General features: G+C 68.1%; 11 protein-coding genes. 7 read left to right on the top strand and 4 right to left on the bottom strand.

The genetic code is table 11. From position 1 onward, the window contains the following. The 4 genes from QOC69_RS22195 to rpmF form a co-directional block, all read right to left on the bottom strand. Positions 1-873: S1C family serine protease (locus QOC69_RS22195; RefSeq protein ID WP_526443599.1), on the bottom strand; the 873-nt coding region annotated here is incomplete at its 3' end. 150 nt (positions 874-1,023) lie between these two features. Then, positions 1,024-2,508 carry a HAMP domain-containing sensor histidine kinase gene (locus QOC69_RS22190; protein WP_526443597.1) on the bottom strand — a complete coding sequence of 495 codons (1,485 nt, stop codon included), beginning with the start codon at positions 2,506-2,508 and terminating at the stop codon, positions 1,024-1,026. After that, positions 2,508-3,194 carry a response regulator transcription factor gene (locus QOC69_RS22185; RefSeq protein ID WP_526443595.1) on the bottom strand — a complete coding sequence of 229 codons (687 nt, stop codon included), beginning with the start codon at positions 3,192-3,194 and terminating at the stop codon, positions 2,508-2,510. The genes QOC69_RS22190 and QOC69_RS22185 overlap by 1 nt, the downstream gene beginning before the upstream one ends. A gap of 94 nt (positions 3,195-3,288) precedes the next feature. Then, a complete protein-coding gene (gene rpmF, locus QOC69_RS22180) occupies positions 3,289-3,462 on the bottom strand; it encodes a 50S ribosomal protein L32 (protein ID WP_526443593.1) in 174 nt (57 codons plus the stop codon). A gap of 269 nt (positions 3,463-3,731) precedes the next feature. Between rpmF and QOC69_RS22175 the strand changes: the two genes are divergently transcribed. The 7 genes from QOC69_RS22175 to QOC69_RS22145 form a co-directional block, all read left to right on the top strand. Further along, entirely contained in the window at positions 3,732-5,417 is a 1,686-nt protein-coding gene (locus QOC69_RS22175) for an acyclic terpene utilization AtuA family protein (RefSeq protein ID WP_526443605.1), read from the top strand. Next, on the top strand, positions 5,414-6,568 hold the full coding sequence (locus tag QOC69_RS22170; RefSeq protein WP_526443591.1) for an acyl-CoA dehydrogenase family protein: 1,155 nt from the start codon (positions 5,414-5,416) through the stop codon (positions 6,566-6,568). The genes QOC69_RS22175 and QOC69_RS22170 overlap by 4 nt, the downstream gene beginning before the upstream one ends. Before the next feature lie 2 nt (positions 6,569-6,570). Continuing rightward, positions 6,571-8,160: an acyl-CoA carboxylase subunit beta gene (locus QOC69_RS22165; RefSeq protein WP_526443603.1), complete on the top strand. Its 1,590-nt coding sequence runs from the start codon at positions 6,571-6,573 to the stop codon at positions 8,158-8,160. Between the two features lie 82 nt (positions 8,161-8,242). Further along, on the top strand, positions 8,243-10,255 hold the full coding sequence (locus QOC69_RS22160) for an acetyl/propionyl/methylcrotonyl-CoA carboxylase subunit alpha (RefSeq protein WP_526443589.1): 2,013 nt from the start codon (positions 8,243-8,245) through the stop codon (positions 10,253-10,255). After that, positions 10,252-11,415, top strand: coding sequence for an acyl-CoA dehydrogenase family protein (locus QOC69_RS22155; RefSeq protein ID WP_526443587.1), 1,164 nt, complete (start codon positions 10,252-10,254; stop codon positions 11,413-11,415). The genes QOC69_RS22160 and QOC69_RS22155 overlap by 4 nt, the downstream gene beginning before the upstream one ends. Beyond that, complete coding sequence (locus QOC69_RS22150; protein ID WP_526443585.1) at positions 11,415-12,206, top strand: enoyl-CoA hydratase family protein; 792 nt, start codon at positions 11,415-11,417, stop codon at positions 12,204-12,206. The genes QOC69_RS22155 and QOC69_RS22150 overlap by 1 nt, the downstream gene beginning before the upstream one ends. Positions 12,207-12,272: 66 nt before the next feature. Continuing rightward, on the top strand, positions 12,273-12,450 hold a 178-nt coding region (locus tag QOC69_RS22145), incomplete at its 3' end, for a DUF1707 domain-containing protein (protein WP_526443601.1).

Below are 12,450 nucleotides of genomic sequence, written 5' to 3'. Positions count from 1 at the left end.
GTCGAGCACGGTGTTCTGGTTCTGTGCGTCACCGCCTGCGGCCACCGGCCGGTTGAGGGCACTGACGATGCCGGTGGTGACGGTGCCCTCGAGGCCGAGCGGCGAACCGATGGCGACGACGTCCTGGCCCACTCGCAGATTGGCCGACGAGCCGAGGGTGATCGGGGTCAGTCCCGAAGCACCCTCCGCCCGAACGACGGCGATGTCACTGCTCGGGTCGGTGCCCACCACCGTGAACTTGGTGGTGTTGCCGTCAGCGAACGTGACCTTGGTCTGCGTGGGGGCGGGTGCGCCTGGGGGGTCTGAAGGAGCCCCGGCTGATCCGCCCTTGGCCGCCGCCACCACATGGTTGTTGGTCAGAATGAGGCCGTCGGACGACAGGATGATGCCCGAGCCCTCCTCCGACTGCTTTCCCATGTCGGTCTCCAGCTTGACCACGCTGGGCACCACCTTCGCCGCGACCTGCTCGACCGACCCGGCGGGCAGGCTGGCCGCGGGCACGGTGGGAGCCGCACCGATGGAGCTAGTGGTGATCGAGGGACGGTCCGGTTTCACCAACGTCGCGACACCGCCACCAACGCCAGCGGAGACCAAGGCGATGGCCAGTGCACCGATCGTCAAAGCCCCTGCCCGGGAACGTTTCCGAGGAGCTTGCGGAAGTTGCGGACCTGGCATGGCCGGCGGGTGGGGGGCGCCACGATACGGGTCGTGCGGGCCGCGGTAGGCCTGCTGCTGCGTGGCATAGCGCCAGTCGTAGGGCTGCTGCGGAGCACCGGGCCGCTGGGGCTCAGGGTAGCCCGGCGGCACGCGGTCATACGGGCCAGGCCGATGACCGGGCGGCGGCGGCGGCGAATACCTCGGATGATTCGTCATTGCTGGTCGGTGCTCTTCCCTCGAGTAGTTTGCGACGTCGTTCTTACGAGTAGAACGAACGCCGCATCCCGACAGTGCCCCTCTGGTCTGAGAATCCACTTAGAGAACGTTCGCCACATCCCGAGACTTTGCATCGATCTCCCCCCCGAATCACCCATTCTCGGCGCTCCCGTCGGTCCCGTCCACCGCTCTCGGCGGGCGTGTCGCGGCCGGCCTGCCGGGTAGCACCACGTGAATCGACGCCCCCGGCGGATCCCCGCCGGGCACCGTGTCCTCGATCCGAAGTGCCCCACCGTGTTTCATCACCACTTGCTTGACGATGGCCAGACCAAGGCCCGATCCGGGCAGTCCCCGCGCCGAGGTGGACCGGTAGAACCGCTCGAACACCAGCCGACGCTCGTGTGGCGGAATGCCGGGCCCGCGATCGGACACCACGAGTTCGGCATTGACCGCGTCTAGCCGGACCAGCCGCAACCCCACCCGGCCGCCCGGTGGGCTCCACTTCGCGGCGTTGTCGAGCAGGTTGAGCACTGCCCGCGACAGCCCGGCGCCGTCACCGTAGACCTGCCAACCCTCGACGTGTACGTCGAACTCGATGTCGTTGCGGCGCCGCCGAACCCGTTCCAGACTGCGATCGATGACCTCCGACATGTCGACGGGCTCGTGAATGGTGACGCCTGCGTCGTCGCGGGTCAGATCGACCAGATCGCCGACCAGCGTGGACAACTCCTCGATCTGGGCGATCACGTCCGTCCGCAGTCCCGCCATTTCCTCGTCCGGCAGGCGCGGCGAACCCGGCGCCATCGACGCCATCAACAACTCCACGTTCGTGCGCAACGACGTCAGCGGCGTGCGCAGCTCGTGGCCGGCGTCCGACACCAGCCGCGCCTGCCGTTCCCGTGACTCGGCCAGCGCACGCAACATCATGTTGAACGCGTCGGTAAGCCGGGCCAGTTCGTCGTTGCCGTGAACCGGGATGGGCCGCAAGTCTTCGGTGCGCGCCACCCGCTCGGCGGCCTCGGTGAGCCTCGCTACCGGTCGCAACCCGGTGCGTGCCACCGTGCCACCCGCGATCGCCGCCACCGCCATGCCGAGACCGCCGACGATCAACAGGATGGTCCCGAGCCGTTTGAGCACCTCGCCGGTGGGCGCCAGGCTCTTCGAGATCAGCAGTGAACTGCCGTTGGACAGATGGACGGCCAAGACGCGCTGCTGGTTCGTGGTGCGCAGCGACATCAGCAACTTGCCCGAGACGACGTCCTTCTCTGGATCACCGAGCGGCAGGCTCTGCCCCTCCTGATTCGCCGTGAAGATCGTCCGGCCTGGGATCACCAGCATGGCGTTGACGTCGGAGTACGCCGTGCCTTCGATGGCCTTGCCTGGGTCGGCCGCCAGCGACCCGCTCTCGATCAGCAGCCGGGCCCTGCTCTGCAACTGGCTGTCGATGTCGTCGTACAGCGCCCGCGACACCACCGCGTAGACCGCGAGGGCCATCAGCACCACGACCATCGCCACCATCGACATCGCCAGCAGCATCACCCGCCACCTCAGCGACACCGAGCTGGCGTCGTGGAGGGAGGCGTGCACCGGGCGCGCCCGGCGGAACGACTCCTTCCACGTCTTCACAACCGACATCAGGGAGGTGTCTCGCGCAGCACGTAACCCACGCCTCGCACGGTGTGGATCAGTCGCAGCTCTCCCTCGGCTTCGGTCTTGCGGCGCAGGTATCCGACGTACACCTCGAGTGCGTTGCCGGAGGTCGGGAAGTCGAATCCCCACACCTCTTCGAGGATGCGGCTGCGGGTCAGCACCCGCCGCGGGTTGGCGATCAGCATCTCCAGCAACGAGAACTCGGTTCTGGTCAGGCTGATCTGGCGCTCCCCGCGGGTGACCTCCCGGGTGACCGGGTCGAGGCTCAGGTCGGAGAACGTCATGGCGGCCGACTCGGCGCGGTCGTCGATGGCCCTGCGGCGCAGCAGCGCGCGCATCCGGGCGAGAAGTTCTTCGAGCGCGAACGGCTTGGGCAGGTAGTCGTCGGCGCCCGCATCGAGGCCGGCGACCCGCTCGGACACCGAATCCCGCGCGGTCAGCACGAGAATGGGCAGATCGTCGCCGGTGCTGCGGAGTTGACGGCAGACTTCGAGGCCGTCCAGCCTCGGCATCATCACGTCGAGGACGAGGGCGTCCGGCCGGTCGCTGGCGATCCGCTCGAGGGCCTCGAGACCGTCCTGGGCCAACTCGACGGAGTAGCCGTTGAAGGCAAGCGACCGTCGCAGGGATTCGCGCACGGCGCGATCGTCGTCGACGACAAGTATGCGCACAGCCACAGTGTCAACCCACTGTCTGAGAGAGGGCTGAGAGGCGCGCCGAGTACCCGGGCGCTTTGCCCTTGCCCTCCGAGCGTCGTTCGCCGAGCTAGCGGCGGTCGAGGTCGATCAGGCCGAGACGGGCGGCCTTGAGCAGCCGACGCGGCACCTTGTGCTGCTGACCGGCAACGGTCACGCCGACGAGATCGGTCGCGGTGGCCTTCCACTGCGACCGACGGCTACGGGTGTTCGAACGCGACATTCTGCGCTTGGGCACAGCCATGATCGGCTCTCCTCTTCAACGGGATCAAAATCTGGTAGCCGCGCAAGACTTCGGGCGTCGGCAATTGCCCCCCAGGATAGCCGGTGAGCTGCGTAGCCTCCAAAATGTGCGATTTCGGCGTGCTTTTCCGCGCCTGGCACCGCGCCTGGCGCGGGTGAACACGCCGAAATCGCTTCTTGACGTGGGACCGGTGGTACCGACTAACCTACCGGTTGGTTGAGTGGCCAAGGGTGATGGGAGCACGGGTGACTGATGCGCGTTCCGGTGTAGTGCGGATCGGCAACTGTTCGGGCTTCTACGGTGACCGGCATTCCGCGATGCGGGAGATGCTCACCGGCGGCGACCTCGACTACGTGACCGGCGACTACCTGGCCGAACTGACCATGCTGATCCTGGCCCGCGACCGGGCCAAGTCGCCCGATCGCGGCTACGCGAAGACGTTCCTGACCCAGCTCGAGGAGTGCCTCGGGACCGCCCTCGACAAGGGCGTGCGGATCGTCACCAACGCCGGCGGGCTGAATCCCGCGGGGCTGGCCGCCGCCGTACGGGCGCTGGCCGACCGGCTCGGACTCGACGCGAAGGTCGCCCACGTCGAAGGCGACGACCTGGTGGGACGGGCGGACGAACTCGGCTTCGGCAGCCCGCTCGCGGCCAATGCCTACCTCGGCGCCTGGGGCATCGTCGACTGTCTCAACGCGGGCGCCGACGTCGTCGTCACGGGGCGGGTGACCGACGCGTCGGTGATCGTCGGGCCCGCCGCGGCCCACTTCGGCTGGAGCCGCACCGACTACGACGCCCTGGCCGGGGCGGTGGCCGCGGGTCACGTCATCGAATGCGGCGTCCAGGCCACCGGCGGCAACTACGCCTTCTTCACCGAGGTGCCCGACCTCACTCACTCTGGCTTTCCGATCGCCGAGATCGACGCCGACGGATCGTCGGTGATCACCAAGCATCCCGGCACCGGCGGTCTGGTCAGCGTCGACACCGTCACCGCGCAGCTGCTCTACGAAATCGGCGGGGCGCGCTACGCCAACCCCGACGTGACGCTGCGGATCGACAGTCTGTCGCTCGACGACGAGGGACCCGACCGGGTACGCATCAGCGGCGTCCGGGGCGAGCCGCCGCCGCCGACGCTCAAGGTGTCGTTGAACGCCGTCGGCGGCTTCCGCAATGCGATGACCTTCGTGCTGACCGGACTGGACATCGACGCCAAGGCCGACCTGGTGCGACGCCAGCTGGAGGCCAACCTCACGGTGAAGCCCGCGGAGTTGGAGTGGACGCTCGCGCGCACCGACCATCCCGACGCCGACACCGAGGAAGCGGCCAGCGCGCTGCTGCGTTGCGTGGTCCGCGACCCCGATCCCGCGAACGTCGGACGCCACTTCTCCTCCGCCGCAGTCGAATTGGCCTTGGCGAGCTACCCGGGTTTCACCACCACCGCACCGCCCGGCGACGGCCAGGTGTACGGCGTGTTCACCCCCGGCTACGTCGACGCAGGCGAGGTGCCGCACATCGCGGTGCACGCCGACGGCACCCGCACGCAGATTCCCGCCGCCACCGAGACGAAGGTGCTGGAACCCGTCGGGCCGTTCGCACTGCCCGAACCGATGCCGTTCGGCGAGACCCGGCGCGCGCCGCTCGGCCTCGTCGCAGGCGCCCGCAGCGGCGACAAGGGCGGCAACGCCAACGTCGGGGTGTGGGTGCGCACCGGTGAGCAGTGGCGCTGGCTGGCGCACACGTTGACCGTCGAGAGACTGTGCGCACTGCTGCCCGAGACGGTCGACCTGGTCGTCACCCGCCATCTGCTGCCCAACCTGCGCGCGGTCAACTTCGTCATCGAGGGCATCCTCGGTAAGGGCGTGGCCCACCAGGCTCGCTTCGACCCGCAGGCCAAGGGGCTCGGGGAATGGCTGAGAGCCCGCCACATCGACATCCCAGAGGAGTTCTTGTCATGAGCACGAGCATCTGGCATACCCCCGAACGCGAGGAACTCCGAAAGACGGTGCGCGCGTTCGCCGAACGCGAAGTGCTGCCCAACGTCGCCGAGTGGGAGAAGACCTGCGACCTGCCCCGCGAGCTGCACCGCAAGGCAGGCGATGCCGGGCTGCTCGGCGCAGGCCTGCCCGAAGCCGTCGGTGGTGGCGGTGGCGACGGCGCCGACGCGGTGATCATCTGCGAGGAGATGCATTACGCCGGCTCGCCGGGCGGGGTGTTCGCGTCGCTGTTCACGTGCGGTATCACCGTGCCGCACATGATCGCTTCCGGCGACCAGCGGCTGATCGACACCTACGTACGGCCCACCCTGCGCGGCGACAAGATCGGCTCGCTGGCCATCACCGAACCGGGCGGCGGCTCCGACGTCGGGCATCTGACGACGAAGGCGACCCGAGACGGCGACCGCTACGTCATCAACGGCGCCAAGACCTACATCACCTCAGGGGTGCGGGCCGACTACGTCGTGACGGCCGCACGCACCGGCGGGCAAGGCGCCGCGGGCGTTTCGCTGATCGTCGTCGACAAGGGCACACCGGGTTTCGAGGTCACCCGCAAGCTGGAGAAGATGGGCTGGCGCTCGTCGGACACCGCCGAATTGTCCTACACCGACGTGCGGGTGCCTGCGGAGAACCTGATCGGCGCCGAGAACAGCGGCTTTCTGCAGATCGCGGCCGCGTTCGTCAGCGAGCGGGTCGGGCTGGCGGCGCAGGCGTACTCGAGCGCGCAACGTTGCCTCGACCTCACCGTCCAGTGGTGCCGTGATCGGGAAACCTTCGGAAGGCCGCTGATCTCGCGGCAGTCGGTGCAGAACACGTTGGCCGAGATGGCGCGACGGGTCGACGTCGCGCGGGTGTACACCCGCAATGTGGTGGAACGGCAGCTCGCAGGTGACGTGAACCTGATCCCGGAGGTGTGCTTCGCGAAGAACACCTCCGTCGAGTCCGGCGAGTGGGTGGCGAACCAAGCCGTGCAGTTGTTCGGCGGCATGGGCTACATGGCCGAGTCGGAGGTTGAACGCCAGTACCGCGACATGCGCATCTTGGGCATCGGCGGCGGCACCACCGAGATCCTGACCTCACTTGCTGCCAAGACACTCGGATATCAGTCATGACCGTGCTGAAGTCGGCCCTCGATCCGCGCTCGGCCGCATACACCGACGCCGCCGAGACCATGACCACCAAGCTCGCCGAAGTCGACGCCGAGCACGCCAAGGCGCTGGCCGGCGGCGGCGCCAAGTACGTCGAACGCCACCACGCCCGTGGCAAGTTCACTGCCCGCGAGCGCATCGAACTACTCGTCGACCCGGACTCCCCGTTCCTGGAACTCAGCCCGCTCGCCGCGTGGGGCAGCGACTTCACCGTTGGCGCGAGCGTGGTCTCCGGCATCGGCGTCGTCGAGGGCGTCGAGTGCATGCTGGTGGCAAGCGATCCCACGGTCAAGGGCGGCACCACCAACCCGTGGACATTCAAGAAGATGCAGCGGGCCAACTTCATTGCGCGTCAGAACCGCCTGCCGTTGATCTCGCTGGTCGAGTCCGGCGGGGCCGACCTGCCCACCCAGAAGGACATCTTCATCCCCGGTGGCCGGGGCTTCCGCGACCTGACCCGGCTGTCGGCGGCAGGCATTCCCACCATTGCGCTGGTGTTCGGCAACTCCACCGCGGGTGGCGCCTACGTCCCCGGCATGTCCGATCACGTCGTGATGATCAAGGAACGGTCCAAGGTGTTCCTCGCCGGACCGCCGCTGGTGAAGATGGCCACCGGCGAGGAGTCCGACGACGAATCCCTTGGCGGGGCCGAGATGCACTCTCGGATATCGGGTTTGGCCGACCACTTCGCTATCGACGAACTCGATGCCATCCGGATCGCGCGCCGGATCGTGGCCCGGCTGAACTGGCGCAAGCAGGGGCCGACGCCAGGCCCCGTCGCCGATCCGCTGTTCGACGCCGAGGAACTCATCGGGATCGTGCCCGCCGATCTGCGCATCCCCTTCGACCCCCGCGAGGTGATCGCCCGCATCGTCGACGGCTCCGACTTCGACGAGTTCAAGCCGCTCTACGGCGGCTCGCTGGTGACGGGCTGGGCCATGCTGCACGGCTACCCGATCGGCATCCTCGCCAACGCCCGCGGCGTGCTGTTCAGCGAGGAGAGCCAGAAGGCCACCCAGTTCATCCAGTTGGCCAACCGGTCCGACACGCCACTTCTCTTCCTGCACAACACGACCGGCTACATGGTGGGCAAGAAGTACGAGGAAGGCGGGATGATCAAGCACGGCTCGATGATGATCAACGCCGTGTCCAACTCGACCGTGCCGCACCTCTCGCTGCTGATCGGCGCGTCGTACGGCGCCGGGCACTACGGCATGAGCGGCCGTGCCTATGACCCCCGCTTCCTGTTCGCGTGGCCGAGCGCGAAGTCCGCGGTAATGGGCGGCGCTCAACTCGCGGGCGTGTTGTCGATCGTCAGCCGGGCCGCCGCCGAGGCCCGCGGCCAACAGGTCGACGAGGAAGCCGATGCGGCACTGCGGGCAGCCATTGAGGGCCAGATCGAAGCCGAGTCGTTGCCCATGGTCCTGTCCGGCATGCTCTACGACGACGGCGTCATCGATCCCCGTGACACCCGCGCCGTGCTGGGAATGTGCTTGTCCGCCATCGCCAACGGCCCGATCGAGGGGACGTCGAACTTCGGCGTCTTCCGGATGTGAGGCCCACCATGTCAGCGATTTGTGCGCGTTTTCCGTCGGTGCGCGAACGAAAGCGCGCACAAATCGCGAGGAGGGGGGCAGCATGACCATCACCAGAGTCCTGGTCGCCAACCGCGGCGAGATCGCCCGCCGCGTGTTCGCCACCTGCCGCCGCCTCGGCATCGGCACCGTCGCCGTCTACACCGACCCCGACGCCGCCAGCCCGCACGTCGCGGAGGCCGACGTCCGCGTCCGACTGGAGGGACGCAACGGGTATCTCGATGTAGAGCAACTCCTCGTCGCGGCCCTGGCCTCGGATGCCGACGCCATTCACCCCGGCTACGGGTTCCTCTCGGAGAACGCGGAATTCGCCGACGCCGTGGAGAACGCTGGGCTGATCTGGATCGGACCACCCGTCGCGGCCGTGCAAGCGATGGGCTCCAAGATCGAGGCGAAGAAGCTGATGGCCGCCGCGGGCGTACCGGTGCTCGAGCAACTCGATCCCGACACGGTCACCTCCGCGCAGCTGCCGGTGCTGATCAAGGCGTCGGCCGGTGGCGGCGGCCGCGGCATGCGCGTCGTCCGCGACCTGACCGAGTTGGCCAGAGAGGTGGAGGCCGCGCAGCGCGAGGCGCAGTCGGCGTTCGGCGATCCAACCGTGTTCTGCGAGCGCTACCTGGCCACCGGGCATCACGTCGAAGTCCAGGTGATGGCCGACGCGCACGGCACCGTCTGGGCAGTCGGCGAGCGCGAATGCTCGATTCAGCGGCGGCACCAGAAGATCATCGAGGAGGCGCCGTCGCCGCTCGTCGCACGCACCCCTGGCATGCGGGCCAAGCTGTTCGAGGCGGCGCGACTGGCGGCGGGCGCGATCGGGTACACCGGCGCGGGCACCGTCGAGTTCATGGCCGACGAATCGGGCGACTTCTTCTTCCTCGAGATGAACACCCGGCTTCAGGTGGAGCATCCGGTGACGGAGGAGACCACGGGCCTCGACCTCGTCGAGTTGCAACTCGACGTGGCCGCGGGCGGCCGGTTGCCCGCTGAACCTCCTGTCGCACACGGTCATTCGATCGAGGCGCGGCTGTACGCCGAGGACCCTGCCAAGAACTGGCGACCGCAGGCCGGACCGATCCACCGGTTCGACGTGCCCGGCAGCCGTACCGAGTTCGAGACGCTGGACCGCCCGGGCGTGCGGGTCGACTCGGGCATCGTCGACGGCTCGGTGGTGTCTGTGTTCTACGACCCGATGCTGGCCAAGGTCATCTCCTACGCTCCGACGCGGCGGCAGGCGGCGGGCATCCTCGCCGACGCCCTGGCGCGGACCCGGCTGCACGGCATCCCGACCAACCGCGATCTGCTCGTCAACGTGCTGCGCCACCCTGCGTTCCTCGATGGCGCCACCGACACCGCGTTCTTCGACACCCACGGACTGGCCAGGCTCGCGAGGCCGTTGGCCGACCCGTCCACGTGGCAGCTCGCCGCGCTTACCGCGGCTCTGGCCGACGCTGCCGGGAATCGCCAGGCCGCAACGGTTTTCATCGAGGTGCCGAGCGGGTGGCGGAATGTGCCATCCGGTTACCAGACCAAGCGCTACGTCGACCCCGCAGGGGATGAACACGAGGTCCGGTACCGGTTCGTCCGCGGCCGGTTGGACCTCCCGGACACCGATGACCTGACACTGGTGTCGGCGACGCCCGACCGGGTGGTGCTGAGCACGGGTATCGGGGCGAGCGGAGCGACGGGGAGAAACTTCGTCGAGCGCCCGTTCGACGTCGCGAGGTACGGCGGCACCGACGACGTCTTCATCGACGGTCCGCTGGGACCGGTCCGGCTCACCGCCCAGTCCCGCTTCCCCGACCCGGATTCCGCCGTTGCGCAAGGCTCGTTGTTGGCCCCGATGCCGGGGTCAGTCGTCCGGGTCGGCGCAGCGGTCGGCGACCAGGTGACGGCCGGACAGCCGCTGATCTGGCTGGAGGCCATGAAGATGGAGCACACCATCACCGCCCCGGGCGGTGGCGTGCTCGCCGAACTCAACGTCGCGGTCGGCCAGCAGGTCGACGTCGGCAGCCTACTCGCTCGTGTAGAAGACACAGCGAACCCCGAAGGAGAATGATCATGAGCTTCGTCGAGACCGAGGAACAGCAGGCCCTGCGCAAAGCGGTGGCGGCGATGGCCGCGAACTATGGCGCGGACTACTACCTGGAGAAGGCGCGCGCCGGCCAGCACACCACCGAATTATGGAGCGAGGCAGGCAAACTCGGCTTCATCGGGGTCAACCTTCCCGAGGAGTACGGCGGCGGCGGCGCGGGCATGTACGAGCTCTCGCTGGTGATGGAGGAGATGTCGGCAGGAGGCTGCGCGCTGCTGCTGATGGTCGTCTCCCCCGCCATCAACGGCACCATCATCAGCAAGTTCGGCACCGACGAGCAGAAGAAGCGCTGGATTCCGGGCATCGCCGACGGCTCGATCACCATGGCGTTCGCCATCACCGAGCCCGACGCCGGATCGAACAGCCACCGCATCACCACCACCGCGCGCCGGGACGACAGCGACTGGATCCTGTCCGGCCAGAAGGTCTTCATCTCCGGTGTCGACCAGGCGCAGGCGCTGCTGGTCGTCGGCCGCACGGAGGAAGCCAAGACCGGCAACCTGAAGCCCGCGCTGTTCGTCGTGCCCACCGATACGCCAGGCTTGTCCTGGACGAAGATCGACATGGAGATCGTCAGCCCGGAGAACCAGTTCCAGCTGTTCCTCGACGACGTGCGACTGCCTGCCGACGCGCTCGTCGGCTCCGAGGACGCGGCAATCGCGCAGTTGTTCGCGGGCCTCAACCCGGAGCGGATCATGGGCGCGGCCAGCGCGGTGGGGATGGGCCGCTTCGCCATCAACAAGGCCACCGACTACGTCAAGACCCGGCAGGTGTGGAAGACGCCGATCGGTGCGCACCAGGGCATCTCACACCCGTTGGCGCAGAACCACATCGAGATCGAACTGGCCAAGCTGATGATGCAGAAGGCCGCCACGCTATACGACGCCGGCGACGACGCCGGCGCTGCCGAGGCGGCAAACATGGCCAAGTACGCCGCAGGCGAAGCCTCGGTTCGCGCGGTCGACCAGGCCGTGCAGTGCCTCGGTGGCAACGGGTTGACCAAGGAGTACGGCATCGCCTCGGTACTGACCGCGTCCCGGCTGGCCCGGATCGCCCCGGTGAGCCGCGAGATGATCCTCAATTTCGTGGCGCAGACGTCGCTCGGTCTGCCACGCTCGTACTGATGAGCTCCCTGGTCCACTACACCGTCCAGGGTGCCGCCGCGCGCATCGTGCTGGACTCGCCGCACAATCACAACGCGCTGTCCACCGCACTGGTGCATCAACTTCGACAGGGACTCAGCGACGCCGCCGAGGAGTCCGGGGTGCGTGCCGTCGTGCTCACTCACACCGGCACGACGTTCTGCGCAGGCGCCGACCTCGCTCAGGCATCTGCAGGCGGACCGGCCGCCGATCCCGGTGACGTCGCCGTCGACCGGGCCCACGAGATGACCCACCTGCTGCGCGCGATCCTGGAACTGCCGATCCCCGTCATCGCCGCCGTGGACGGCCACGTGCGGGCAGGCGGGCTCGGTCTGATCGGCGCGTGCGACCTCGTCGTGGCCGGGCCTGCGAGCACGTTCGCGCTCACCGAGGCCCGCATCGGCGTTGCACCGTCGATCATCTCGTTGACCCTGCTGCCGAAGATGAGTCCGCGCGCGGCTGGCCGATACTTCGTCACCGGCGAGAGGTTCGACACAGCCGAGGCCGCCGCGATCGGGCTGATCACACTCGCCGCCGATTCCGCCGAGATGATGGACGCACAAGTGGCAGCGCTGATAGCAAACATCGCCAAGGGCTCGCCCCAGGGCCTGGCGGCGTCGAAGGCGCTCACCACGGCGTCGATCCTTGCCGGCTTCGACCGGCACGCCAAGGAGCTGGCCAAGCAGTCGGCCGCACTGTTCGTCTCCGACGAGGCGCGCGAGGGAATGCTCGCCTTCCTGCAGAAGCGGCCGCCGAGTTGGACGCAATCCTGAGCCTGTCCGGCCACAGATTGGGCAACAGCCTTGCGTGCACAGGCGATCGTCGTAGGCTCATCCCTGATGAGCACTCCAGCGTCGCGCAATGGATCCATGCGCGCTGCCGACACCGATCGCATTCAGGTTGCGCAGCTGCTCACCGATGCGGCCGCTCAAGGTCGCCTTCCGATGACTGAGTACGAGGACCGCCTGGCCAAGGCGTACGCGGCGCAGACCTACAGCGACCTGGCCCGCCTGAGCG

Source organism: Mycobacterium sp. (genome assembly GCF_032162105.1).
Taxonomy (GTDB): domain Bacteria; phylum Actinomycetota; class Actinomycetes; order Mycobacteriales; family Mycobacteriaceae; genus Mycobacterium.
The sequence above is the reverse complement of the archived record's forward strand: the minus strand, read 5'-3'. Positions and strand labels throughout refer to the sequence as shown.

Bases quoted from the DNA above. Each gene is read 5' to 3' on its own strand.
- QOC69_RS22190 (WP_526443597.1), bottom strand. From the start codon at position 2,508: ATGTCGGTTGTGAAGACGTGGAAGGAGTCGTTCCGCCGGGCGCGCCCG.
- rpmF (WP_526443593.1), bottom strand. From the start codon at position 3,462: ATGGCTGTGCCCAAGCGCAGAATGTCGCGTTCGAACACCCGTAGCCGT.
- QOC69_RS22170 (WP_526443591.1), top strand. From the start codon at position 5,414: ATGAGCACGAGCATCTGGCATACCCCCGAACGCGAGGAACTCCGAAAG.
- QOC69_RS22160 (WP_526443589.1), top strand. From the start codon at position 8,243: ATGACCATCACCAGAGTCCTGGTCGCCAACCGCGGCGAGATCGCCCGC.
- QOC69_RS22155 (WP_526443587.1), top strand. From the start codon at position 10,252: ATGATCATGAGCTTCGTCGAGACCGAGGAACAGCAGGCCCTGCGCAAA.
- QOC69_RS22150 (WP_526443585.1), top strand. From the start codon at position 11,415: ATGAGCTCCCTGGTCCACTACACCGTCCAGGGTGCCGCCGCGCGCATC.